The 25578-nt window shown below is 64.9% G+C and carries 23 protein-coding genes and 1 riboswitch; of the genes, 16 read left to right on the plus strand and 7 right to left on the minus strand.

The features are described 5' to 3' along the window. The first annotated feature begins 133 nt into the window (after positions 1-133). Together map and R4P57_RS03645 are read left to right on the plus strand one after the other, a co-directional pair. Positions 134-1009, plus strand: a complete 876-nt coding sequence (gene map / locus R4P57_RS03640) for a type I methionyl aminopeptidase (protein ID WP_317801482.1) — start codon at positions 134-136, stop codon at positions 1007-1009. 40 nt (positions 1010-1049) lie between these two features. After that, positions 1050-2579, plus strand: coding sequence for a cobyric acid synthase (locus R4P57_RS03645; RefSeq protein ID WP_317801699.1), 1530 nt, complete (start codon positions 1050-1052; stop codon positions 2577-2579). On the opposite strand, the gene R4P57_RS03650 is transcribed toward R4P57_RS03645, so the two are convergent. From R4P57_RS03650 to R4P57_RS03660, 3 genes are read right to left on the minus strand one after another with little or no spacing between them, the layout of a single operon-like run. Then, entirely contained in the window at positions 2563-3258 is a 696-nt protein-coding gene (locus R4P57_RS03650) for an ABC transporter permease (protein WP_317801483.1), read from the minus strand. The genes R4P57_RS03645 and R4P57_RS03650 overlap by 17 nt on opposite strands. After that, the gene (locus R4P57_RS03655; protein ID WP_317801484.1) at positions 3255-4172 is read right to left on the minus strand and encodes an ABC transporter ATP-binding protein; all 918 of its coding nucleotides are present in this window, start codon (positions 4170-4172) and stop codon (positions 3255-3257) included. The genes R4P57_RS03650 and R4P57_RS03655 overlap by 4 nt, the downstream gene beginning before the upstream one ends. Then, a complete protein-coding gene (locus R4P57_RS03660) occupies positions 4169-4531 on the minus strand; it encodes a GntR family transcriptional regulator (RefSeq protein WP_317801700.1) in 363 nt (120 codons plus the stop codon). The genes R4P57_RS03655 and R4P57_RS03660 overlap by 4 nt, the downstream gene beginning before the upstream one ends. Positions 4532-4637: 106 nt before the next feature. Between R4P57_RS03660 and R4P57_RS03665 the strand changes: the two genes are divergently transcribed. Further along, on the plus strand, positions 4638-5204 hold the full coding sequence (locus R4P57_RS03665; protein ID WP_317801485.1) for an alpha/beta hydrolase: 567 nt from the start codon (positions 4638-4640) through the stop codon (positions 5202-5204). Positions 5205-5210: 6 nt separating this feature from the next. Here R4P57_RS03665 and mtr read toward each other — a convergent pair whose 3' ends face one another. Together mtr and R4P57_RS03675 are read right to left on the minus strand one after the other, a co-directional pair. Beyond that, entirely contained in the window at positions 5211-6596 is a 1386-nt protein-coding gene (mtr, locus tag R4P57_RS03670; RefSeq protein WP_317801486.1) for a mycothione reductase, read from the minus strand. Next, a complete protein-coding gene (locus R4P57_RS03675) occupies positions 6593-7633 on the minus strand; it encodes an alpha/beta hydrolase (RefSeq protein WP_317801487.1) in 1041 nt (346 codons plus the stop codon). The genes mtr and R4P57_RS03675 overlap by 4 nt, the downstream gene beginning before the upstream one ends. Before the next feature lie 191 nt (positions 7634-7824). On the opposite strand from R4P57_RS03675, the gene mqo reads away from it, so the two are divergent. The 12 genes from mqo to R4P57_RS03735 all read left to right on the plus strand — a co-directional run bounded on the left by mqo (position 7825) and on the right by R4P57_RS03735 (position 21697). Then, on the plus strand, positions 7825-9345 hold the full coding sequence (gene mqo / locus R4P57_RS03680) for a malate dehydrogenase (quinone) (RefSeq protein ID WP_317801488.1): 1521 nt from the start codon (positions 7825-7827) through the stop codon (positions 9343-9345). Between the two features lie 11 nt (positions 9346-9356). Next, positions 9357-9833, plus strand: a complete 477-nt coding sequence (locus R4P57_RS03685) for a GNAT family N-acetyltransferase (protein WP_317801489.1) — start codon at positions 9357-9359, stop codon at positions 9831-9833. 50 nt (positions 9834-9883) lie between these two features. Next, positions 9884-10033, plus strand: a riboswitch (cobalamin riboswitch). Positions 10034-10073: 40 nt separating this feature from the next. Further along, complete coding sequence (locus R4P57_RS03690) at positions 10074-12020, plus strand: magnesium chelatase subunit D family protein (RefSeq protein ID WP_317801490.1); 1947 nt, start codon at positions 10074-10076, stop codon at positions 12018-12020. Positions 12021-12030: 10 nt separating this feature from the next. Then, the gene (gene cobO, locus R4P57_RS03695; RefSeq protein ID WP_317801491.1) at positions 12031-12651 is read left to right on the plus strand and encodes a cob(I)yrinic acid a,c-diamide adenosyltransferase; all 621 of its coding nucleotides are present in this window, start codon (positions 12031-12033) and stop codon (positions 12649-12651) included. Further along, the gene (locus R4P57_RS03700; protein WP_317801492.1) at positions 12645-14039 is read left to right on the plus strand and encodes a cobyrinate a,c-diamide synthase; all 1395 of its coding nucleotides are present in this window, start codon (positions 12645-12647) and stop codon (positions 14037-14039) included. Before cobO ends, R4P57_RS03700 begins: the two co-directional genes overlap by 7 nt. Positions 14040-14051: 12 nt before the next feature. Then, on the plus strand, positions 14052-14429 hold the full coding sequence (locus R4P57_RS03705) for a cobalamin biosynthesis protein (RefSeq protein WP_317801493.1): 378 nt from the start codon (positions 14052-14054) through the stop codon (positions 14427-14429). Positions 14430-14466: 37 nt separating this feature from the next. Further along, complete coding sequence (locus R4P57_RS03710) at positions 14467-16134, plus strand: alkaline phosphatase D family protein (protein WP_317801494.1); 1668 nt, start codon at positions 14467-14469, stop codon at positions 16132-16134. Positions 16135-16187: 53 nt separating this feature from the next. Next, positions 16188-17870: an ATP-binding cassette domain-containing protein gene (locus R4P57_RS03715; protein ID WP_317801495.1), complete on the plus strand. Its 1683-nt coding sequence runs from the start codon at positions 16188-16190 to the stop codon at positions 17868-17870. Continuing rightward, positions 17837-19117, plus strand: coding sequence for a uroporphyrinogen-III C-methyltransferase (cobA, locus tag R4P57_RS03720; protein ID WP_317801496.1), 1281 nt, complete (start codon positions 17837-17839; stop codon positions 19115-19117). The genes R4P57_RS03715 and cobA overlap by 34 nt, the downstream gene beginning before the upstream one ends. A 7-nt stretch (positions 19118-19124) precedes the next feature. Continuing rightward, on the plus strand, positions 19125-20612 hold the full coding sequence (locus R4P57_RS03725; RefSeq protein ID WP_317801701.1) for an MFS transporter: 1488 nt from the start codon (positions 19125-19127) through the stop codon (positions 20610-20612). Between the two features lie 182 nt (positions 20613-20794). Further along, positions 20795-21268, plus strand: a complete 474-nt coding sequence (locus R4P57_RS03730; protein WP_317801497.1) for a type IV toxin-antitoxin system AbiEi family antitoxin domain-containing protein — start codon at positions 20795-20797, stop codon at positions 21266-21268. A gap of 12 nt (positions 21269-21280) precedes the next feature. Next, positions 21281-21697 (plus strand): hypothetical protein, encoded by a 417-nt coding sequence (locus R4P57_RS03735; protein WP_317801498.1) that lies wholly within the window; start codon positions 21281-21283, stop codon positions 21695-21697. A 67-nt stretch (positions 21698-21764) separates the two neighbouring features. On the opposite strand, the gene R4P57_RS03740 is transcribed toward R4P57_RS03735, so the two are convergent. Then, positions 21765-22973 carry a DUF2786 domain-containing protein gene (locus R4P57_RS03740; RefSeq protein ID WP_317801499.1) on the minus strand — a complete coding sequence of 403 codons (1209 nt, stop codon included), beginning with the start codon at positions 22971-22973 and terminating at the stop codon, positions 21765-21767. Next, complete coding sequence (gene yaaA, locus R4P57_RS03745) at positions 22970-23713, minus strand: peroxide stress protein YaaA (RefSeq protein ID WP_317801702.1); 744 nt, start codon at positions 23711-23713, stop codon at positions 22970-22972. Before yaaA ends, R4P57_RS03740 begins: the two co-directional genes overlap by 4 nt. A 70-nt stretch (positions 23714-23783) precedes the next feature. Between yaaA and R4P57_RS03750 the strand changes: the two genes are divergently transcribed. Then, positions 23784-25535: a proline--tRNA ligase gene (locus R4P57_RS03750; protein WP_317801500.1), complete on the plus strand. Its 1752-nt coding sequence runs from the start codon at positions 23784-23786 to the stop codon at positions 25533-25535. The last annotated feature ends 43 nt before the right edge of the window (positions 25536-25578 follow it).

Raw genomic sequence — 25578 nt, forward strand, 5'->3', positions numbered from 1 at the left:
TTCCTTTCTCGTGTCGGCTGCACCAGCGACGAACGTGATCCAGATCATATCCACAACCGCGTGCGCTGTTTCGACTGGTTCGGGCACTGCGCTGCGGTTCGGGGCCGAATACGAGCCGACTACTGTGGATGCCATGTCTGTGACCGCCGAGAGCAAGCCCCGTCAGCCAGTCGTACCAGGCGTCGTATCGCCCGTCCTCGCGGTGCCCACGTCGATCGAGCGCCCCGAATACGCATGGAAGTCGACCGTGGCCGAAGGTAGTGAGCCCTGGGTTCAGACCCCCGAGGTCATCGAGAAGATGAGGGTGGCGTCGAAGATCGCGGCCAGGGCGTTGCAGGAAGCGGGCCGGGCAGTTGCACCGGGAGTCACCACAGACGAGCTGGACCGAATTGCCCACGAGTACATGATCGATCACGGTGCGTACCCGTCCACGCTGGGCTACAAAGGGTTTCCGAAGTCCTGCTGCACCTCCCTCAACGAGGTCATCTGCCACGGCATCCCGGATTCCACGGTGATCCAGGACGGCGACATCGTCAACATCGACGTGACCGCGTACATCGACGGCGTCCACGGCGACACCAACGCAACCTTCTTGGCCGGCAACGTCTCCGAGGAAGCCCGCCTGTTGGTCGAGCGCACACACGAGGCCACCATGCGTGCCATCAAGGCGGTCAAGCCGGGTCGCGCACTGAACGTGGTGGGCCGCGTCATCGAGTCGTATGCGCATCGGTTCGGGTACGGCGTGGTGGAGGATTTCACCGGACACGGCATCGGTACCACCTTCCACAACGGTCTCGTCGTTCTGCACTACGACCAGCCGTCGGTGGACACCGTCATCGAGCCGGGAATGACGTTCACCATCGAACCGATGATCAACCTGGGCACGATCAACGCCGAGATGTGGGACGACGGCTGGACGGTGGTCACGCACGACAAGAAGTGGACCGCCCAGTTCGAGCACACCCTTGTGGTGACCGAGACGGGCAGCGAGATTCTGACCCTGCCGTGAGCGGAGCCTGCGGAGTGAACAGAAATATGATGCCGTGAGTCTGAAAGGTGCCCTGCTGGTTGCGGGGACGACGTCGGATGCGGGTAAGAGTGTGTTGGTTGCCGGTCTGTGTCGCATGTTGGCGAGACGAGGCGTCCGGGTGGCTCCGTTCAAGGCGCAGAACATGTCCAACAATTCTGTGGTCACGCTCGACGGCGGCGAGATCGGGCGGGCGCAGGCGATGCAGGCCGCAGCCTGTGGCCTCGAGCCGAGTGTGCGTTTCAATCCGGTGTTGCTGAAGCCGGGGAGTGATCGGACCTCGCAGTTGGTGGTGCGGGGGCGGGCCGTGGCGCAGGTGAGTGCGAGCAATTACATCGAGCACCGGCAGTCGTTGCGCGCCGTGGTGGCAGACGAATTGGCCTCTCTGCGTGCGGAATTCGATGTGGTGATCTGCGAGGGGGCGGGTTCGCCCGCCGAGATCAACCTGCGCGCCACCGACTTGGCCAACATGGGGTTGGCGACGGCGGCGTCTCTTCCGGTGATCGTGGTCGGGGATATCGATCGCGGGGGAGTGCTGGCTCATTTGTTCGGCACCGTGTCGGTGCTGTCTCCAGAGGATCAGGCGCTCGTTGCCGGTTTCGTGATCAACAAGTTCCGCGGTGATCCTTCTCTGCTGGCGCCCGGTCTCGATCAGTTGCGCGCATTGACGGGACGTCCGACCTACGGTGTCGTTCCGTTCGCCGACGGATTGTGGATGGACGCCGAGGATTCACTCGGAACCGTCCCCGATGCTCCGGTGGGACGGCCGCGTCCACCACACGGCTCGCAGTGGTTGCGCGTCGCGGCGGTGCGTTTGCCGAGAATCTCCAACACCACCGATGTCGAGGCATTGGCCTGCGAGCCCGGGGTGTCGGTGCACTGGGTCACCGAACCGTCCCGGCTCGAGGACGTGGATCTGGTGGTCGTCCCGGGCAGTAAGTCCACCGTGTCGGATCTGGAGTGGTTGCGGCGCACCGGTCTTGCCGATGCGATCGTGGCACGCGGGGCTGCGGGACTTCCGGTTCTGGGGATCTGCGGTGGGTATCAGATGTTGGGCCGAACGATCGACGACACCGTCGAATCCGGAGCCGGTTCGGTCCAGGGGCTCGGTCTGCTCGATCTTTCGGTCGAGTTCGCGGCCGACAAAGTGCTCGCGCAGGTGGCGGGTCGATCGATACAGTTCGGCTCGAATTCCCTGTTGGGCTACGAGATTCACCACGGGCGGGTTGTGCGGAACGGCGACGATGCGTTGTTGACTTCCGCGTCGGGCATGTCCGAAGGTAGCCTGCGCGGCAGCGTTCTGGGTACCCACTGGCACGGCCTGCTCGAGTCCGACGATTTCCGGCGTTCGTTTCTCACCTGGGTGGCGGAGAAATCGGGTCGTACGGGATTCGAGGTGGCATCCGATACGTCGGTTGCGGCGTTGCGAGAGCAACAGTTGGACTTGCTGGCGGATCTGGTGGAGCACAACGTGGACGTCGACGCCGTGCTCCACCTCATCGAGCACGGCGTCGATCCTGTGACGAAAAAGGTTGTCACGCAGTTGCTTTGAGAAGACCGAACCAGCTGGCCACGGACAGTGCGGCGGTGATGAGCAACGGGATCACCACGAGCAGAAGTATGCGCGGGGTGTCGGTGAAGAAGCTGCCGATGTTCGGCCACCACTGTTGCCAGGTCACGAGAATCGATCCGCCGCCGAAGAATGCGAGCGCACCGAGGCCTAGGGTGAACAGTCCGTTGATGCGATATCGCCGATACACGACGCCGATGAACGCCCCGATGCCGCCGAGGAGCAGCATGACGGCAACGAGTGCGGCCCACTGTACCAACGGATTGTCGGTCGCGTACCGAGCGATGCCGAACATTCTGAGTTTCAGGCCGAATCCATCCGTGGCCGCTTCGATCACGGACAGCGCGTAGATGATCGTGCCGAATGCAATCGACTGGCAAACACCTACCAACGCTGTGGCGGTGAGGAATTCGCGGCGGGTGACGCTCAGCCCCAGGGCATAGGGAAAGCACTGAGTGATCGCGGTGATGTAGAACGCCATGGCGAATCCATAGATCGAGAAGACGCTACCGGTGAAGTTGTATTCGGAGTCTGTGGTCGGGATGACCAGAAATATGCCGAAAGTGATCACGAAGGCGATCGCGAGAACCGCCATCGGCCATACGAATGTCGTTGCCCACGAGGTGTTGTGGATGCGAGCTACGTTCAGTATCCGTTTCATGACAACGCCTCCTCGGCGGTGGTGCGTTCGATGATCAACTGTTGCAGTGGAACGGCTTCGATGGTGAGTCCTGCGGCTGCGCCGTCGGATCTCTGCTGCTCGGTCAGACGGCCGTCGATCGTCGTGCGCGCGCTGGCACCGAGTGCGGTGCGGTGCAACGTACGATGTTCCGCCGCGAACGAGTCGACGGCGCCCGTCGGTCCGGTGATCTCGAATGCGCTCTCGCGCAGTGCATCCGATTCGTCGTCGAGCACAATCTTGCCCTTGTCGATGAGAATCACGTGTTCGATCAGATCGCTGACCTCGTCGATGAGGTGGGTGGACAGGATCACCGTCCTGGGGTTCTCGGAGTAGTCGGCCAGCAACCTGTCGTAGAACCGGTGCCGAGAGACTGCGTCCAGTCCGAGGTACGGCTCGTCGAAGAAGGTCAGTGGTGCCCGTGACGCGAGTCCGATGACGATGCCCAGAGCCGACGTCATTCCGCGGGAGAGCTTCTTGATCTTGCGGCCGAGGGGCAGGTCGAAGTCGCGCAGCAGATCGGCGGCGAAGGCACCGTCCCAGTGTGGAAGGATTTGCGAGGCATGCGAAACGGCGTGCTTGACCTTGAGGTCGTCGGGGTACTTCTGGCTTTCTTTGACGAAGCACACATGACTCAGCGCGAACGGGTTCTCCCACGGCCGCTGTCCGAACACCGAGATCTCGCCCGCGCTCTGGCGCATCTGGGCGGTCATCATCTGCATGACGGTGGTCTTGCCTGCGCCGTTGCGGCCGAGAAAGCCGTAGATCTTGTTCTGCTCGATCTCGAAGCTCACGTCGTCTACGGCGGTGAACGAGCCGAACTTCTTGGTCAGGTGGGTGGCCGACGCGATGACGCGGTCACCTTCGCCGGTCGGATCGAATTCATGGATGCTCATCGCGCTGCCTCCCAGTTGTCGAGCATTGTCTTGAGTTCGTCGACGGTCATGCCGAGCTTGCGTGCCTCGGTGACGAGCGGGTCGATGTACTGGCGAGCGAAGAGGTCGCGGCGACGGAATCGAAGAGCGTCGCGAGCCCCTGTGGTGACGAACATTCCGATTCCTCGTTTCTTGTAGACGACGCCGTCGGCGACGAGCTTGGCGAGTCCCTTGCCTGCGGTGGCCGGGTTGATTCGATGGAAGGCGGCCAGTTCGTTGGTCGAGGGAACCTGGTCTTCCTCTGCCAGGGAGCCGTCGATGATGGAGTTCTCGACCATCTCGGCAATCTGCAGGAAGATCGGCCTGCCCTCGTCCATCAGAACCACCGCCGGGGCGTCGAGGTTAGTTGCCTCGCTGGTTCATTACTCATGTAACTAACCATAGAACCGATGTGTGGTCGACGCAAGAGGCAGTACCGTCGTCCCCATGGAGTTCACGCATGTGAGTGCTGCGGGTGGGCAATGTTCGGTGCGAGTCGCAGGCCCGGACAGCAGGCACGCCGTTCTCTTGCTTCCCGATGCAGGCGATCCGGTGGATGTGTACGACGCCGTCAGTGAACGTCTGCACAATTCGGATCTCAAAACCGTTGCGCTGGACAGCATCGACGGCGTCAGCGACGACGCGATCCTGGCGGTTCTCGACGAGCTCAAATTGTCGTGGGTGCATCTCGTCGGCAGCGGCGCGGGAGCAGAGTCGGCGTGGACGTTGGCTGCCACGACCTTCGGGCGCTTCGCCAGTCTGATCGCGGTGAACCGTTGCCACCCCGCGATCGCGGACGAGCAGGGCACCGTGCGTGCCGCGGACTGCCCCCCGGTCGAGTTGCCGACGACACTGGTCGTCGGGTCCTCGCTGGGCCGCGCATCCGCCGACGCGAGCGGCAGGTTCGTCTACTCGGACTTCCGCGTGGTCCAACTCGACAGTAGCGCGAATGTCGTCGCCGACGAGCCGGCGGCGCTGGCCACGGAAATCGTCCTCCGCACCAGCCCCTGGTAACCAGAACTACAGTTCGAGTCCCAACAGGGCGTTTTCGACAACCTCGGGCAAGCCGGGGTGAATCCAGTACTGGCCACGGGCCATGTCCTGGGCGGACAGGCCGAAGCTCATTGCCTGAATGAGGGGCTGGATCAGGGTCGGGGCCTGAGCGCCGATGATGTGCGCGCCGAGGATCTTTCCGGTGCCCTTCTCGGCGATGATCTTGCACAGCCCTTCGCTGTCCTCCATCGCCCAGCCGTAGGCGACATCTCCGTAGTTCTGGACCTTGACGGTGATGTCCAACCCGGCGTCGCGGGCCTGCTTCTCGGTCATGCCCACCTCGGCGATCTGGGGATCGGTGAACACCGCCGCGGGAACGAATCGGTGATCGTTGGCCCGGAGTGTCGAGGTATCGCCGTGCCACGCGTCCTGCAGCAGGTTGTACTGGACGACCCGAGCTTCCTGGTTGGCCACGTGCTTGAGCTGGTACGGAGACGAGACGTCGCCGAGCGCGAACACACCCTCGGCCGTGGTGCGTCCGAATTCGTCCACCACGATGCGGCCGTCGTCGTCGAGCTCGATGCCTGCCGTGTCCAGATCCAGACGGTCACCGTTCGGCTCGCGGCCCACTGCGACGAGGAAGGCGTCGCCGAGAACCTTGGTGCCGTCGGCCAGTTCGACGCCGTGCAGCGCGCCCTCGGACACGCCGCGGGTATCACCGGAGTCGATATGGACGTCCCACTTGGCGCGGGCGAGATCGGTGAACCGTTTCGAGATGTCGGCGTCCAGTGCGCGGAGCAAGGTGTCCTTGCGTGCGACGATCGACACCTTCGAACCGAGTGCGGAGAACACGTGCGCGAATTCTGCTGCGATGTAACCGGATCCGAGAATCACCAGGTGCTCGGGCAGCTCGCGCAGACGCATCACATCGCTGTTGGTGTGGTACCTAACTCCCGAATCGGCGATCGACTGCGGCACCACCGGCCGGGATCCGGCAGCGATGACGATCTGGTCGGCGGTGATGACGGTGCCCGTGCCGGTATCGATGGTGCGCGGGCCGACGAAGCGTGCGTGACCCTCGAACAGGGTGACGTTGGGGCTGCCCTCGGCGCGATAGCGCTTGCCGCCCTCCGAGATGGGGTCGATGCGGCCGAAGACGCGGTCGACGATGTCCGGCCAGCGCACGCCGTCCACGTGGGCGTCGACACCGTATTTTGCGGAATCGCGCACCGTCCGAGCAACTTCGGCGGCATAGACGAACATCTTCGTGGGAATGCAGCCGACGTTGAGGCAGGTACCTCCGAAGGTGGAGTTCTCTTCGAGCAGAGCGATCTTCTTGTCCTCGAAGCGCGAATCGGCGATGGAGTTGCCGGATCCGGAGCCGATGATCGCGACGTCGAAATGCTCGGTCATGAAATGTGCCCGCTCTCGGTGTGGTCCTTGCCCGACGCGTGGTCGGTGCCCTCGCTTCGATGCAACCACTCGATCCACTCGTCCATTTCCTCGAAGGCCCGCGCGCGCGGAGCCTCGGTGGACAGGAACACGTCGTGACGAGCTCCCTCGATGGGCACGATCGTGGTGCGGTCGCCCAGGCAACCGGCCCAGCGGGCGATCTGGCGAACGTCCAGTACGGCGTCTGCGGCGTCGACGGCGGAGCTGTACCGGCGTGAGAAGTGCGTCACTTTCGAGCGCAGAATCAGTGCGGGGATGCCGATGTCGAGGCCGCGATGGAGTTCGGCATGACCGTGGCGGACGGCGCGGATCCAGCCGAAGGTGATGGGGAAGCCGGCAAGTGGTTTCCAGTCGAGGTCGTAGTCCCATTCGCCGTTCTCGGACGCAGCGAGCGACAGCCCGTAGGTGTCGAGGCCGCCGCCGGGGACCTGCGTCTTGGACCGGAATCGGCCGATGACGTCGATCGCTGCGGTGCCGACGCTGCGAATGGCGGGCGGACCCTGCAGGTCGAACCAGGGGCTGTTGAGCACCACGCCTGCCAGGCCGAGGCCTGCGGACCCGCCTTCTCGGCGGTTGAGGCGGTTCAGCCAGAGCGGCAGTACGAGCCCGCCCGTCGAGTGCGCCATGAGCAGCACGGGGGCTCCGGCGCGTTCTGCGCGGACCAGGGAAAGAGCCTCGTTCAACTCGGTGTCGTACATCGCCAGATCGGTCACGAAGTGCGCGGTCTGGCCCTCACGGCGTGAGCGGCCACATTTACGCAGGTCCAGTGCGTAGAACGCGTACCCCTCGGCGGCGAAGTGCTCGGCGATGTGTCTCTGGAAGAAGTAGTCGGTGAAACCGTGGACGTAGATCACCGCGCGCTCGAAGTTCGCAGCGCCCGACGGTTGATAGCGCACGAGAGTGGCCTCTACCTGCCCCTCGCCGTCCGGATCGTCACCGAGTGGAATGGTCGTCTGTTCGTAGCCGTCGCCGAGGACATCGGGCACCCAGGTAGTCACAGATCACAACTGTAGTGGGCGCCGCGGGCGGCGTCCGAGGAGCACAATCGAGACCGGGTTGACGTGGTGTCCGATGGGGTAGGCCCAGCTAGTAACCTGACCGCATCGGGTGAGTAGCCCTCTACAGCAGAGTTCTCCGGTCGATACCGCCACCGGCCGAGACCTCCACAGACAAGGAAGTCGATTCTCCAGTGTCCAAAGATGAGCAGGGTAAGCGGATCAAGACCGACGTCGTTCTGGTCGGTGCCGGAATCATGAGCGCCACCCTCGGTGCGCTGCTCCGTCAGCTCGAACCGAACTGGTCGATCGACGTCTACGAGCGGCTCGACGCTGCCGCGGCCGAGAGCAGCGACGCGTGGAACAACGCGGGCACCGGCCACTCGGCACTGTGCGAGCTGAACTACACGCCGCAGAACAAGGACGGCAGCGTCGATATCGCCAAGGCGCTCAACGTCAACGAGCAGTTCCAGGTGTCCCGTCAGTTCTGGGCACACGGCATCGAGACCGGTGTTCTCTCCGACGCCAAGAACTTCATCAACCCCATTCCGCACGTGAGCTTCGTGCACGGGGCCCAGAACGTGAAGTACCTCCGGGCGCGGTACGAGGCGCTCGTGGGTAACCCACTGTTCGCAGGCATGGAGTACATCGACTCCAAGGACGAGTTCTCGGCGCGACTGCCGTTGATGGCCGAGGGCCGTGACTTCTCCGATCCCGTGGCACTGAACTGGAGTCAAGAGGGCACCGACGTCGACTTCGGTGCGCTCACCAAGCAGCTGCTGAACTACCTGTCGTCCGCGGGCGGCACCGTGCACTTCGGATACGATGTGCGCAACATCACCAAGCAGTCCGACGGCACCTGGGACGTCAAGGTCGCCAATCAGCGCACCGGAGCGAAGAAGACCGTCAACGCCAAGTTCGTGTTCGTCGGTGCCGGCGGCGGCGCACTGCATCTGTTGCAGAAGTCCGGGATCGCGGAGATCAAGGGATTCGGCGGCTTCCCGGTCAGCGGCGAGTGGTTGCGATGCACCGATCCCGCACTGATCGAGCAGCACTCGGCCAAGGTGTACGGCAAGGCGTCGGTCGGCGCTCCGCCGATGTCGGTGCCGCACCTCGACACCCGCGTGATCAACGGCCAGCAGGGTCTGCTGTTCGGCCCGTACGCCGGCTGGTCGCCCAAGTTCCTCAAGCAGGGCAAGATCACCGACCTGCCCTCCTCGGTCAAGCCCGGCAACCTGATGTCGATGCTCGGCGTCGGCGTGACCGAACTCGGACTCGTCAAGTATCTGGTCAGTGAGCTGGCTCAGTCACAGGCGGATCGTGTCGAGACGCTGCGCGAGTTCGCTCCCTCGGTGATCGGCAAGAACTGGGAGCTCGTCACCGCGGGTCAGCGTGTCCAGGTGATCCGCAAGAAGGGTCGCGGCGGCGTGCTCGAGTTCGGCACAGCCGTGGTCAACGCTGCGGACGGCACGATCGCCGGACTGCTCGGTGCCTCTCCCGGCGCATCCACCGCTGTTCCGGCCATGCTGGACGTGCTGCAGCGGTGCTTCGGAGACAAGTACGACGCATGGCAGCCCAAGCTCAAGGAAATGGTCCCGTCGCTCGGGGTCAAGCTGGCGCAGAACAGCTCGTTGTTCGACGAGGTCTGGGGCTGGACGTCGAAGACACTGGAACTCGAAAATGCTCGTGAGCTCGCACAGCCCACGGGTGTGTGATAGCAAAAGGTATGAATACGCAAGCAGCAGCTCTCAAACGATCATGGGCATTAGACCTGTCCAACAGCACGTTGTACGACCTGTTGAAGCTGCGTGTCGAGGTGTTCGTGGTCGAGCAGGCATGTGCGTACCCGGAGTTGGACGGGCGTGACCTGCTGACCGAGACACGGCACTTCTGGCTCGAAAGGGACGGCGAAGTGGTGTGCACACTCCGCCTGCTCGAGGAGCACGACGACGGCGAGAAGGCGTTCCGTATCGGCCGACTCTGCACGCAGCGCTCGGCCAGGGGACAGGGCCACACCACGCGAATTCTGCGGGCCGCGCTTGCCGAGGTCGGTTCGGCGCCGTGCCGGATCAACGCTCAGAGCTACCTCGTCGACATGTACGCCAAGCACGGCTTCCTGCCCGACGGCGAGGAAGTTCTCGAGGACGGCATTCCGCACACGCCGATGCGTCGGGGCGGCGGCACCGCCTGGAGCGAGGTCTGACCTCCTGCAGGACTCGATGAAACGAATGCCACACACGGACTACCGTGTGTGGCATTCGTTCGTTCGGCGGTAGTGTTCCGTTCGAAGTCGGTCGCGGAGAAGTCCTGTGTCAATCAGGCGCGGTCCCGCCACTGTGTTCAGGAGACTCTCGAGCAGGAGATTCCCCTGTCAGCCAGATCGCCGCTCGGCTTCGCGTATCTCGACCGAACGTCCGGCGCGGAACTCCGGGCACGAAGGGAATTGGCTGTGCAGCGAAGTGGGAGTGTTCCCGAACCGGGATATCCGTTCAGTGCGATCGTCGGTCAGGATCAGCTGAGGTTGTCGTTGATTCTGTGCGCCGTGCACCCCGGAATCGGCGGTGTACTGGTGCGAGGAGAAAAGGGCACTGCGAAATCGACGGTGGTGCGCGCCCTCGCGACACTGCTTCCCGCTGTGGAGGACGAGGACGGCTCGCGCCCGGCAAAGCTCGTCGAACTTCCGGTGGGGGCAACCGAGGATCGAGTGGTCGGGTCCATCGACCTGGAGAAGGTTCTGCGCGATGGCGAACGTGCGTTTCAACCCGGTCTCCTCGCGGCCGCACACCGTGGTGTTCTCTACGTCGACGAAGTGAACCTGCTGCACGATCATCTGGTCGACGTGCTGCTCGACGCGGCCGCGATGGGCCGGGTGCACGTCGAGCGTGACGGTGTATCTCATTCTCACCCAGCGCAATTCGTTCTCGTCGGCACGATGAATCCCGAGGAGGGCGAGCTTCGCCCGCAGCTGCTCGACCGGTTCGGTCTGGCAGTGGAGGTGACGGCGTCGCGGGACGTGGACGTGCGCATGAACGTCGTCCGCCGCCGGATGAACTACGAGCGTGATCCGCACGCGTTCGCCGCAGAATTCCGCAACGACGATATCGCCGTGGCCGAGCAGATTCTGGCCGCCCGGAAGATTCTCGACGATGTGGTGTTGAGCGACAAGGAACTTCGGCGTATCGCCGCGCTGTGCGCGTCCTTCGACGTCGACGGCATGCGCGCCGATCTGGTGCTGGCTCGTACCGCCTCCGCCCACGCCGCCTGGCGAGGCGCGAGCGACGTCACCGAGGAAGACGTGCGGATTGCCGCCGAACTGGCTCTGCCGCACCGGCGTCGGCGCGACCCCTTCGACGAGCCGGGCATCGACGACAGGCAGTTGGACGAGGCCATGCGGGATGCCGCTGAACAGGCCGACCAGCAATCCGACCCCGATCCCGAGCCAGACCCGACCCCCGACGGGGACGGTGACGGGGGAGCGCCTCGACCGGACAGTGCCGAGGAAGCCGACGCTTCGGAGTCAACCCAGTCGTCGCCCGAGACCGAGTCTTCGGTGCCGCGACCCTCGGGTGCGGGCAGCGAGAAGCAGGCAGGCACTCCAGGAGCACAGTTCAGAGCGCGGTTGCTCGAGGTTCCGGGAGTGGGCGAGGGCGCGCCGGGTCGGCGCTCGCGGTCACGGTCCTCGCACGGGCGGTCGGTACGGCCCACTGTCGAGGCAGGCAAGGGTCTGCATCTGGTGGGCACTCTGTTCGCCGCTGCCGAGCAGCAGTTCGTCCGCGGCCGCACGTCCGGCCGGTTGAAGCTCGAGCCTGCGGATCTGCGGGGCGTGATCAAGGAGGGGCGCGAGGGCAACCTGATCGTCTTCGTCGTCGATGCCTCGGGATCGATGGCTGCGCGAGATCGACTGTCCGCGGTGACCGGTGCGGTGCTGTCGCTGCTGCGCGATGCGTATCAGCGCCGCGACAAGGTCGCCGTCATCACCGTGCGCGGGACGGAAGCCGAGACGGTGTTGCCACCGACCTCGTCGGTGGACGTGGCCGTGACGCGGTTGCGGAAGATGAAGACCGGTGGCAGATCGCCACTGGCGCAGGGCTTTTTGCAGGCACGTGAACTCGTTCTGCGAGAGCGTGTTCGAGATCCGCTGCGCCGCGCTCTGCTGGTAGCGCTGACCGACGGACGGGCGACCGGAGGTACCGATCCCGTCGGCCGGGCCCGCATTGCCGCCCGGCGCATCGCGTCGGACAAGATCGCCACCGTCGTCGTCGACTGCGAATCGGGAATGGTCCGCCTCGGACTCGCTTCCGATTTCGCTTCCTGCCTCGGCGGCGGTTACGTGGCCCTCGCGGATCTGTCGGCGGAGCAGGTCGCCGCAGTCGTTCGCGCAGCGGCGTAGGGGGTACGCGATGCCTCAGGGTGTACCGGCTCCCGGAACCGTTCCGCAGGACGGCCTCACGACGCGTCAGCGCCGTAACCAGCCCGTGCTCGCCGTACACACCGGACCGGGCAAGGGGAAATCGACCGCCGCGTTCGGAATGGCATTGCGGGCGTGGAATCAAGGTTTCGACGTCGGAGTGTTCCAGTTCGTCAAGAGCGCAAAGTGGAAGGTCGGCGAGGAAGCGGCGTTTCGCACACTCGGCGACCTGCACGAGAGCACCGGCGTCGGCGGAGCCGTCGAGTGGCACAAGATGGGCGAGGGGTGGTCGTGGACTCGCAAGCAGGGTAGCGAGGTCGATCACGCCGAGGCCGCGGCGGAAGGCTGGCAGGAGATCGCTCGGCGAATCGAGCAGCAGTCGCATCGTTTCTACGTACTGGACGAATTCACCTACCCGCTCAAGTGGGGTTGGGTCGATGTAGCGGAGGTGGTCGACGTGCTGACGCACCGACCGGGCAACCAGCATGTCGTCATCACCGGCCGGGATGCTCCCCGTGAGCTTATCGAGGCCGCGGATCTGGTCACCGAGATGGCCAAGGTCAAACATCCGATGGACGCAGGACGCAAGGGACAGCGAGGCATCGAATGGTGAACACGTCGTGCCCGGCCGTGGTGATCGCGGCCCCCGCGTCGGGCAGCGGAAAGACGACCGTGGCCACCGGGCTGATGGGTGCGCTGCGCAACGCCGGCCGCACCGTCGCACCGTTCAAGGTGGGGCCGGACTACATCGACCCCGGATATCACTCACTCGCGGCCGGGCTCCCCGGCCGCAACCTCGACGCCGTGATGGTCGGTGCCGACCGCATCGGGCCCCTGTTCCGACACGGCAGTCGGGGCTGCGACATCGCGGTCGTCGAGGGCGTCATGGGACTGTTCGACGGCAAGATCGACATGACCGGCCCGGGGGAGGCCTCAGCCGAGGGCTCGACCGCACGGGTGGCCGCGATGCTCGGCGCCCCGGTGATCCTGGTGGTCGACGCCCGCGGACACAGTCAGTCGCTTGCCGCTGTGGTGCACGGGTTCTCGACGTTCGACGCCAGCGTCCGCATCGGCGGTGTGATTCTCAATCGCGTCGGCAGTCAGCGGCACGAGGACGTGTTGCGTCAAGCATGTGAACGGGTGGGTGTTCCGGTACTCGGCGCGTTGCCGCGCATGAGCGAACTGGTCGTTCCGTCACGGCATCTGGGGCTGATCACCGCAGTCGAACACGGTGGTGCCGCAACCGATGCCGTCGACGCGATGAGCGCCCTCGTCTCCCGGTTCGTCGACATCGAGGCAGTGAGCGCGCTGGCTCGTTCGTCGGTGACAGCGCCGCAGTGGTCCCCGGAGAACGAGGTACGCACCTCCGAGGGATCGCCCGTCGTCGCGGTGGCCGGTGGCCCCGCCTTCACCTTCGGATATACCGAACACGTCGAACTGCTCCGCGCAGCCGGGGCCGACGTGGCCGTGTTCGACCCGCTGCGTGACGGATTGCCACCCGGCACAGCAGGAGTCGTTCTCCCCGGCGGATTCCCGGAGGAACATGCGGCCGCATTGTCGGCGAACGAACTACTGCTCGCGGACATTCGAGCAGCGGTAGCCCAGGGATTGCCGATCCACGCCGAATGCGCCGGATTGCTGTATCTGGCACGGCGATTGGACGGTCATGCCATGGCCGGGGTCGTCGACGTGGACGCGGAATTCGGGAACACCCTCACTCTGGGATATCGAGATGCGGTCGCCCTCGAATCGTCGACACTGTTCGACGCGGGCACCCGCGTCACCGGCCACGAGTTCCACCGAACGAAACTCGTGGACGTCCGTGAGAGCGCTCCGGCCGCCTGGGGCTGGCACAAGCAGAGCCCCGACGGCAGAACTGCGGCGCGCGAGGGCTTCGTGCAGGGCGGCGTCCACGCGTCGTACCTGCACACCCACGCCGCAGGCAATCCCGAGTCGATCACCCGATTCGTCTCCGCTGCCGTCGACTACGCGCGCGTGTAGAGCCGACCCAGAATGCGGGTGGTCGTGGGAATAGGTGCCCGAGCGGGCGTCGACGCCGCCGACGTCGTAGCCGCGATCTCCACAGTGCTGCAACCGGACTGGTCTATCGAGGCCATCGCCTCGATAGACCGAAAAGCAGAACTGGTTGCGGCGGTGGCGTCGAGCATGGGGGTTCGGGGAGTGACCTACTCGGCCGAGGAACTCTCGTCGGTGTCGACTCCCCACACGTCGCGGCGGGTACACGACGCCGTGGGGACTGCGAGCGTGGCCGAAGCCGCGACGCTGCTCGCAGGCTCGGCGCGGCAGCTGCTGATCCCGCGAACAGTCGGCGGACACGTCACCGTTGCTGTCGCCGCGGTGAGCGAGGTCGCGGCGAATCCGGTCGACTGACTGGCGAAAGCGGGCCGACGCGGGCAATGTGGAACCAATGACATCCGACAGCACCGTCCTACTCGGTCCGATCGTTCGGTACGTCGGCACCGAGACGGCGACCCTGTGGTTCGAGATGGCCGAATCGGCGAACATTTCGGTCGTGACCGACGCCGGCGTCCGCGGTTCCGAACGAACGTGGGGAGTGCACGGCCACCACTACGCGCTGGTGCCACTCGAGGGACTACCGGCCAACTCAACGGTGCACTACGAGGTGTTCGTCGACGAGCGTCGCGTGTGGCCCCCGGAGGGTCGGACGGCCGCCATCCACACCGTCGATGCCGACGGACCCGTCACGTTGGCCTTCGGATCGTGTCGGCGGGGTGACAACTACAGCGACGAATCCTTGAAGCAGATCGGAGCCGACGCCTTGGCCGGGCTGGGGAACGCGCTAATCGAGCAGGATCCGAGTCAGTGGCCGCAGGCGTTGCTGCTCCTCGGTGACCAGGTCTACGCCGATGACCCGTCGCCGGAGATCGTCGAACGGCTCCAGGCGCGCCGACGCTCGGGCGAGGGTCCCTCCAGCGCGATCGGGACCGACGCCGAGAACGAGATCTGCGATTTCGAGGAGTACTCCTGGCTGTACCGGGAATCGTGGGGACTCGAGCCGGTACGGACCCTGATGGCGAGTATCCCGTCGTGCATGATCCTCGACGACCACGATCTGCGCGACGACTGGAACTCGTCCGCCTCGTGGCGTCGTGACATCGTGACACGGCCGTGGTGGAACGATCGCGTGGTCGGCGCGTATTCCTCGTACTGGGTGTACCAGCACCTCGGCAACCTCTCGCCCAAGGAATTGGCGCAGGACGAAATGTACGCCGCGGTACGATCGGCCGACACCGATGCAGATCGAGAGAAGCTGTTGTCCGACTTCGCGTTACGCGTCGACCGCAAGCCCGAAACCGGACGCTGGAGCTTCTATCGCGATTTCGGTGATACCCGGCTGATCATGATCGATTCACGCTGCTCTCGAAACCTGGATCCGGACAACAGAGAAATGGTGGACGAGAAGGAGTGGGCGTGGGTACGCGACCGCGCACTCGAAGCCAGCCCACGGCATCTGCTGTTCGGTTCGTCGTTGCCTTACCTCATGCTGCCCGCCCTGCATTACCTCGAACAGTGGAACGAGGCTGTGGCGCAGGGAAGTTGGGGGTCGATGTCGGCCAAGGTGGCCGAGAAGATGCGAATCGGCCTCGACCTCGAACACTGGGCTGCCTTCACCAACTCGTTCAACGACATGGCTGCCCTGACGCGTGAGCTCTCCCGCGGCGAGAACGCACCCGCCTCGATCATGTGGCTCTCGGGCGACGTGCACTGCTCGTACGTGGCGAACGCGGACTTCGGGGTCGGCGGGCGCGAAGTACCGGCCACGTATCAGCTGACCATGTCGCCGTTTCGCAATCCGCTCGATCTGCCGATTCGAGCGGTCAACAAGCTGGCCATCAAACGGCCCGCCGCACGCATTCTGTCGAAGCTGGCGCGCGCGGCACACGTGGGCCCGTCCGGTGTCGAATGGGAAGCCGAGGCAGGACCCTGGTTCGACAACGGCGTCATGCTGCTGACCCTGCACGGCGACTCCGCTCGGTTGCGGGTGCACCACGCCCACGTCGACGATGCTGGCAAACAGGTTCTCACCGAGACTTCGGTCCTGGCCCTCGCCTAGTGAACAATTAAACGATTGGCCATCACCCGGCCGATGAGGTTGGCTGGTTCGTTGTGGCCCACCTCGAACTGAACGACATCGTCTATTTCCTGCCCGACGGGCGGCAGCTGCTCAACGGTGTCGGGTTTCGCGTCGGTGACGGTGCCAAGACGGCCCTGATCGGGCCCAACGGAACGGGCAAGACGACGCTGACGCGCATCATCGCGGGGGACGAGACTCCCGACGAGGGGTCGGTGTCGAGTTCCGGCTCGCTCGGGGTGATGCGGCAGTTCGTCGGCCAGCTGCGGGACGACTCGACCGTGCGTGATCTGCTGCTGTCGGTTGCGTCCCCGGACGTGCAGACGGCCGCTGCGGCACTCGACGCAGCCGAGAACACGATGATCGAGGTCGACGACGAGAAGACCCAGATGAAATACGCGCAGGCCCTGTCCGATTGGGGCGATGTCGGCGGTTACGACCTCGAGCCGTTCTGGGACAAGGTCACCACGGCAGCACTCGGAATGCCGTTCGACCGCGCGAAGTGGCGCGCTGCGTCGACCCTCAGTGGCGGTGAGCAGAAGCGTCTCGTACTCGAAGCGTTGTTCGCCGGCTCGGACAATCTGTTGCTTCTCGACGAGCCGGACAACTACCTCGATGTGCCGGGCAAGCGCTGGCTCGAAGCGACCATTCGTGATTCCGACAAGTCCGTCCTGTTCATCAGCCACGACCGGGAGCTCATCGCCAATGCCGCGAACCGGATCGTGACGCTGGAACCGGGCGTCAGCGGTGCGACCTCCTGGGTGCACGGTGGCGGGTTCGCGACATATCACGCTGCGCGCGAGGACCGTAATGCTCGGCTCGACGAACTGCGACGGCGATGGGACGAGGAACTGGTCAAACTCCGGGCACTGGTGCTGCGCCTGCGGGAGAAGGCCAAATTCAACGACGGGGTCGCCGCTCGCTACCACGCGTCCCAGACTCGGTTGGCCAAGTTCGAGGAAGCCGGACCGCCGGAGGCGGTGCCGTTGAAGCAGCACGTCACCGTTCGTCTGCGTGGTGGACGAACAGCCAAGCGCGCGTTGGTCTGTACGGCTCTGGAACTGACCGGACTGATGAAGCCCTTCGACACCGAGATCTGGTACGGAGACCGCGTCGCCGTGCTGGGCTCCAACGGTTCCGGCAAATCGCACTTCTTGCGGTTACTGGCCAATGGTGGCACCGATCCCGAGAAGGAGCACGAGCCGGTTCAGGAACTGGCACTCGATCCGGTTCCGCACACCGGTACCGCGGTGCTCGGTGCTCGCGTCCGGCCCGGCCTGTTCGCGCAGACCCACACTCGGCCGGATCTCGCGGGCAACACGCTCCTCGACATCTTGCACATGGGCAACGAACACCGCGACGGCATGGGCCGGGAGGCCGCCGGTAGGGCACTGGACCGCTACGGTCTGGCCAGAGCCGCCGAACAGTCGTACGACAATCTTTCCGGCGGCCAGCAGGCGCGTGTTCAGATTCTGCTCCTCGAACTGTCCGGCGCCACCCTGCTGCTGCTGGACGAGCCCACCGACAACCTCGACCTCATGTCCGCCGACGCACTCGAAGACGCGATCGCAGCGTTCGACGGCACCGTCATCGCCGTGACCCACGACCGCTGGTTCGCCCGCAGCTTCGACCGATTCCTCGTGTTCGGCAGCACCGGTCAGGCCTACGAATCCGATGAGCCCGTATGGGACGAAAAGCGGGTGCAGCGCGCGCGGTAGCGTTTCCTCTCGTGAACGCGACTGACTCTCCCTATCTGGTCGGCCTCAATCTGGAAGGTCGACGCGTCGTCGTGGTCGGTGGCGGCACCGTCGCGCAGCGTCGATTGCCGCTGCTGATCTCCTGTGGTGCCGTGGTGCACGTCATCACTCGGGAGGCGACGCCCGCCGTGGAGGCGATGGCGACGGCCGGTCAGGTGACCATCGAGTTGCGTGACTATCGCGAGGGCGACCTCGCCGACGCCTGGTACGCCGTCGCGTGCACCGACGAGGCCGACACCAACATCGCCATCGTCGCCGAGGCCACCGCGTCCAAGATCTTCTGCGTGCGAGCCGACATCGCCAAGGACGGCACCGCGGTCACCCCGGCGTCGGCGGAATGGGACGGGCTGACCCTCGGTGTCCTCGCCGGCGGCGAGCACCGTCGATCGGCCGCGGTCCGCAATGCCGTCGTCGAAGCTCTGCAGTCCGGTGTGGTCGCCGACTCGGCCCATGCGCCGTTGACGGGCGTCGCGCTGGTCGGCGGCGGACCCGGTGATCCGGACCTCATCACCGTCCGCGGGCGCAGGCTGCTCGCCTATGCCGACGTCGTGGTGGCCGATCGGCTCGCACCGCCCGAGCTGTTGGCCGAACTGGGTCCGCATGTGGAGGTCATCGATGCCTCGAAGATTCCGTACGGTCGCGCGATGGCGCAGGAGGCGATCAACCAGGCGCTGATCGACGGCGCGAAGGCAGGCAAGTTCGTCGTCCGGCTAAAGGGCGGCGACCCCTACGTGTTCGGTAGAGGATACGAAGAACTCGAAGCGCTCGCCGCCGAGGGAATCCCGGTCACCGTGGTACCGGGCATCACCAGCGCCATCTCGGTGCCCTCGTCCGCCGGGATCCCGGTGACGCACCGCGCCGTCACCCACGAGTTCGTCGTCGTCAGCGGCCACGTGGCACCCGACCATCCCGATTCGCTCGTCGACTGGAACGCGCTGGCCAAGCTCAAGGGCACCATCGTGTTGCTGATGGCCGTCGAACGCATCGGTCTGTTCGCCGACGTACTCATCGCCGGTGGCCGGCCGTCCGACACCCCGGTGATCGTCGTTCAGGAAGGCACCATGCGCACCCAGCGTGAAGTGCGCGCGACTCTGAGCACGGTCGCCGATGCGGTTCGCGACGCGGAGATCCGGCCCCCGGCCATCGTGGTCATCGGAACCGTTGCCGGTTTCTCTGTACACGCCGGTAACGTGAACGCCCGTGCCTGAATCATCGATGTCCGATACCTCCAGCACCGAGATCAAGTACCCGGTGACGACCCGAGCGTTCGGGTTGGCGATCATCGTCCTGAGCGGCTTGCAGTTGATGGTGGTGCTCGACGGTACGGTCGCCAACCTCGCTCTGGCACCGTTGCAGGCCGATCTGGGTCTGTCCGATGCCGGACGCAACTGGGTGCTCACGTCATATGCCCTCGCCTTCGGCGGGCTGATGCTCCTCGGCGGCAGACTCGGTGACGCCTTCGGCCGCAAGAAGATGTTCCTGGCCGGCGTCGTGCTGTTCACCATCGCATCCCTGCTGTGCGGGCTCGCAGTCAACGAGGCGACGCTGGTAGCGGCTCGCGCGCTCCAGGGTGTCGGAGCTGCGGTGGCGTCGCCCACTGCGTTCGCGTTGGTGGCGACCACGTTCGCGCCGGGCCCGGTTCGGAATCAGGCCATCGCGATCTACGCGGCCATGACGGGTGTCGGCTCCATTGCCGGCCTGATCATCGGCGGTGCGTTGACCGAGGTGTCGTGGCGGTGGATCTTCCTGATCAACGTGCCGATCGGTGTCGTCATCGTGGTGCTCGCGGTCGTGTCGCTGCAGGAGACGGTGGGGGCGAAGTTGCCGCTCGACGTGCCGGGAGCGATTCTCGCGACGCTCGGCTGCACCGGGGTGGTGCTGGCTCTGAGCGAGGGCACCGAACTGGGCTGGACCAATCCGATCGTCATCGTCTCGCTGCTCGCCGGACTGCTCTTCCTCGGGCTGTTCCTGTTGGTCGAGCGACGCGCCGACAATCCGCTGCTCCCGTTCTCGCTGTTCGGCAGCAGAGACCGAGTGGCGACGTTCGTGGCCATCTTCTTCGCCGGTGGCGTGATGTTCTGCCTCGCCGCCTACGTGGCACTGTTCGTCCAGGACATCCTGGGATACAGCCCGTTGCACGCGGGCCTGGCGTTCGTGCCGTTCGCCTTCGGACTCGGTGCCGCGGCGTTCCTGGCCTCGCAGCTGGTGACACGAATCGCTCCCCGCTGGTTGATTCTGAGCGGTGCCGTCATCATGGTCGGGTGGCTGATGGTGTCGGTCGCGACGATGAACGCGGACTCGTCGTACTTCCCCGGCCTGTTCTTCCCCGTCATCGGCATCGGATTCGGTGTCGGCCTGACGGTGGTGCCGCTACCGCTGTGCGCCATCGCCGGAGTGAGCCCCACCGAGATCGGCCCGTTGACCGCCATCGCCCTGGTTGCCCAGACTCTCGGCGGGCCGCTTGCCCTGGCCGTGATCGGCGCGTTGGTCACCTCGCGCACCCTCTCGCTGGGCGGCATCTCCGGACCGGCGACGCTGATGAACGACAATCAGCTCGATGCACTGAGTTCCGGCTACATGTTCGCGTTGTTCTGCTGCGCCGTGTGCGCCGTGGTCGCGGGAATCGCTGCGGTGTTCATCCGCTTCACCCCGCAGCAGGTCGCTCAGGCCCAGGCAGCTCAGGAAGACGCGCAAAAAGGCTGAAATCTGTGCCTTTGCCTTTGCCCACGAAATATTCAGCTACCCAGCTGTACAGGTAGGCAGCTGAATATTTGTGGGCATACAGGTGTGGTATCGGCGTCCCACCAATGATCCACAGGGCCCGAGTTGTCCACAATTGCTGTGCTGCTCGGTTTGTGGACTCCATTTCGGCTCAGTATCGGTGCATGGATCCTGATCGACACGGTCTGATTTCCCGCACGGCAGCGATGAGTGCCGGTTATACCAACACCGAGCTGCAACGACTCTGTGCCAGAGGGGAGTTGATCCGAATCGTTCCTGGGATGTATGCGCAGCGGCAGCTGTGTTCGACGCTCGATCCGCGAGGAATGCACCGGCTGACCGCGATTGCCGCCACGTCGACCAATGCCGAAGCCGCCGTAGTCAGCCACGTGTCTGCCGCTGTGCTGCACGGACTCGACCTGTGGAACACCGATCTGGACCGTGTGCACCTGACGACCCCCGGGGGAAAAGGGCGTACGACGTCGCGACTGCACGTGCACTCTGCCTCGCTCCCGGCACCTTTCGTCACCGTGGAACAGGGAATTTCGGTGACGGCCCTCGATCGGACGGTGGTCGACTGCGCGCGACTGCTCGACCTCGACCATGCCGTGGTGATCGGTGATTCGGCACTGCGATAGAAGAAGGTGTCGATGGATCGGCTGCGAGCAGCGTTGGAGGTATCGGCGCGCATGAACGGAATCGGTGCTGCCCGTCGAGCGGTCGCAGCCATGAGCGGGCTCAGTGAAAGTCCAGGAGAATCCCTGAGCAGGCTGAGGATGAAGGAGTACGGCTTCCCGGAACCGGCGCTGAAGCAGGTGCTGCGGGTGGGCACCGAGTTTCTCGCGAGGGTGGACTTCTATTGGAAACGGTGGCGGTTGGTCGGTGAATTCGACGGCATGGGCAAGTACGCGACCGGTCAGACGTTGGCGCTGGAAAAGTTGCGCGAGGACGAGTTACGGGATCGAGGGCTGGAGGTCTTCCGGTGGACGTGGAAAGACCTCTGGCAGTTCGGAAAGGTTCGCGAGCGATTCGATCGTGCGTGCGCCAGGGCCGAGCGTCGTCGCTGAGTGTGCCCACGGAATGGTCGGCTGCGCACCTGTCCAGGTAGGCAACCGAATATCCTGTGGGCAATCGTCAACCGATGTGGGCGTCGTCGGCCGCGGCCTGGCCCGAATCCCATCCTTCGGCGTCCAGGCGTGGACCGCGCATCGGCTTCGCCGTCGGGAACAGTCGATCGAATTCGGCCTCGACGGCGACGGTCTGCGCAGCCAGAACAGGGAGCAGATCGGCCGATTCGACCGCGACCTCCTCCAGTGCGTGTGCATCGGCGTCGGTGAGGCGGTCTCCGATGCGGACGGCATAGGCGTAGAGGAACGCCTTGCCGAACGCCGCCGAACCGGCCTTCTTGCGCTTCTTCGCCTGCGGTGAGTGCCCGAGGGCGCGGGTCGCCTGAACCAGCAGGGAGGTGAACAGCAATTCGGTTTGTTCCACGTCCACCGGAGCTCCGACCAGGGTTGCGACGGCGAACTCCGGATCCCAGATCGCCTTGACGCGGTTTGCGGTTCCGACGACGTGCAGCAGCTGCGCCTTGGCTGGGGCGTGCGGGCCGTCGACGTGAACGCGTCGGCCGTGAATATCGATGTGGCCGTGTGAGAGCAGCATGGTGTCGATGGAGTAGCGCGTCATCAACTCTTGCGCCTTGGCCGTCAGCGTCTCGGCCTCCTCCTCGAAGTCCGTGGCGTCGGCTTTGGCCAGCAGACCGCGAATCTTGCTCAGCATCTTGGTGTTCGGTGAGTCGTTGCCGGCGACACCCGTCACCGTGGGACGAGTGCGCGGCCACTGGGACGGCTTGGGGCCGAGCTGAGGCCACCGGGGGAGTGTCTGCCATTGACCGAGCAAGGTGAGCACGTCGAGCCACTGATCACTGGCCGCGATGTAATCGGACTTACCTGAGGAGGTCAGGTATGCGGTCAGGAAATCGGGCGTGGCCTCGACCCGGGCCGCAACCCTGGGAAACTGCTCGCAGATCGTGGACATCTGATCCACCCAGTCCTGCGGGGCCCGCGAGTCGGCGTCGGTGAGATCGGCCTGATGCAGCAGTATCGCGGCAGCGAGATTGGCCACGGCCACCGTGTGCTGACGCCGCACGACGTGCACCAGATCCATGGGCTGCCAGCCGTTTTCGTACATCGTCTCGATCATGTTCGTCAGCGCCCGAGAGCCGAGTTCGGTCGCGTCCATCGACACCAGTCGATCTGCGACGTCGTCGGCGACGCGTTGGCTCTTGGTCTTGCCGACCGATGCGTCGGCGCCGCGGCGGAGCAGTTCCGGAATCTCGTTCATTCGGTGAGCACGATCAATTCGGTGCTCGACGCCACTTCGACCCGGAGGCCGGCCTTGGATGCAACGCGCGCAACGGCTTTCACGTCCTTCGGCTCGGCGGTGGTCAGGGTCAACGCGCGCGCCAGCAGACCCTTGTGATGCTTGTTGAAGTGGCTCACCACCGATCGGCTGCCATCGGGCTTCTCGGTGAGCACCGTTGCGGTGATCGCGCCGGGGACGGGACCGAGCTGCTGATAGGTGCCGGATCGGAGGTCGAAGACGATCCCCTCGTCCTCGGCTTCGATGGCGTCGGAGAGTTCGGGCTTCCAGTGTGATCGCAGGGTCCCGAAATTCGGAACGGTCGATCCACCGGAGAGTCGGTAGGACGGAATCGGATCGGAGGCACGGACGGCCCCGAACAGAGCCGAGCCGATCCACAGCCTCGCGTCCGCTCGGGCGCGACCGGCCCGGGTGAACGACGACGCGTCGAGGGCGTCGTAGAGCACGCCGGTATATCGCTGCAGTGCAGGTGTGGTGGGTGAGGTCCACAACCGGGCGTTGCGTTCGATCTCGTCCGCCTGAGTGGGTCCGAGGCCGAGCGCCGCGATCGACGCGTCGATGTCGGCGGAGAGTTCTACCAGCGCCTCGGCGAGCTTTCGACGAAGCGGCGTCAGCGAGGGCAAAGACAGTCGGTCCAGATCGAGAGGTGCTCCGGAACCGCCGTCGGACTTCGTCTCGGAGGGAGGCAGCAGAATCAGCACGATGGTCAAGGCTACTCACTGTACGGCCGCCTGCTCACAGGCACTGCGTGAGCGACTAGTCTGACAACCCGTGATCACCCGTCTTTCGCAGTTGTTCCTTCGTACCCTTCGCGATGACCCGGCCGACGCCGAGGTCGACAGCCACAAGCTGTTGGTCCGCGCCGGCTACGTTCGTCGTATCGCGCCGGGCGTCTACTCCTGGTTGCCGTTGGGTCTGCGTGTGCTGCGGCAGGTCGAGCGTGTTGTGCGCGAGGAGATGAACGCCATCGGCGCGCAGGAGATATCTCTGCCCGCACTGCTGCCGCGCGAGCCGTACGAGACCACCAATCGGTGGACCGAATACGGCGACGCGCTGTTCCGGTTGCAGGATCGCAAGGGCAACGACATGTTGCTCGGTCCCACCCACGAGGAACTGTTCGCGCTGACGGTCAAGGCCGAATACAACTCGTACAAGGACCTGCCGGTCATGCTGTACCAGATTCAGACCAAGTACCGCGACGAGGAGCGCCCCCGCGCCGGCATTCTGCGCGGCCGCGAATTCGTGATGAAGGACTCGTACTCCTTCGACATGGACGAGGACGGACTGAAGAAGTCCTACGCCGCCCACCGTGAGGCGTACCAGCGCATCTTCGCCCGCCTCGGTGTCAGCTACGTCATCGTCGCCGCGACGTCCGGTGCCATGGGAGGCAGCGCCTCCGAGGAATTCCTGGCCGAGAGCGACATCGGTGAGGACACCTACGTGCGCTGCATCGAATCGGGATACGCGGCCAATGTCGAGGCCGTCACCACGCCGGCGCCTGCGCCGCTGCCCATCGAGGGGCAGCCCGCTGCCGTCGACCACGAGACGGGCGACACCCCGACCATCGCGACCCTCGTCGAGTGGGCCAACTCCGCGGATCTCGGACGCACCGTCACCGGGGCGGACACACTCAAGAACATTCTGCTCAAGGTGCGTAACGTCGAGGGGGAGTGGGAGCTGCTCGCGATCGGGCTGCCCGGTGACCGAGAGGTGGACGAGAAGCGCCTCGAAGCATCGCTCGAGCCTGCCGAGTTCGTCTTGCTGACCGACGCGGACTTCGCTGCCAATCCGTTCCTGATCAAGGGGTACATCGGGCCTCGCGCGTTGCAGGCCAACGGAGTTCGCTACCTCGTCGATCCGCGGGTCGTCGACGGGACATCGTGGATCACCGGTGCGGATGTCCAGGGCAAGCATGTGGTGAACCTCGTCGCCGGTCGCGATTTCGTCCCCGACGGCACCATCGAAGCAGCCGAGGTGCGCGATGGCGACATGTCTCCCGACGGTCGCGGGCCGCTCGTCAGCGCCCGCGGAATCGAGATCGGACACATCTTCCAGCTCGGCTACAAGTACACCGATGCGTTCTCGGTCGACGTCCTCGGTGAGGCCGGCAAGCCGGTTCGTCTGACGCAGGGTTCCTACGGAGTGGGTGTTTCGCGTCTGGTCGCTGTGATCGCGGAGCAGATGCACGACGACAAGGGCCTACGGTGGCCCTCCGAAGTTGCGCCTGCAGACGTCCACCTGGTGATCGCGAACAAGGACGACGCAGCGCGCGAAGGCGCGGAATCCATTGCGACACAACTCGATACACAGGGCATCGAGGTTCTCTTCGACGATCGCAAGGCCTCGCCAGGAGTGAAGTTCAAGGACTCGGAACTGATCGGTGTTCCGCTCGTGGTCGTTCTCGGCCGCGGCTGGGCCGACGGCAAGGTCGAGATCCGTGATCGCTTCACCGGTGAGAGTCGCGAGCTGGACATCGACTCGGCGGTCGAGGAGATCGTGAAGGCTGTGCGGCACACACCGTAGGAGAGTCTCGCGATCTCTCTGCGCGGTCGTTTACCCGCTGGTA

Origin of the sequence: Rhodococcus sp. IEGM 1330 (assembly GCF_033142445.1) — a bacterium.
Taxonomy (GTDB): Bacteria; Actinomycetota; Actinomycetes; order Mycobacteriales; family Mycobacteriaceae; genus Rhodococcoides.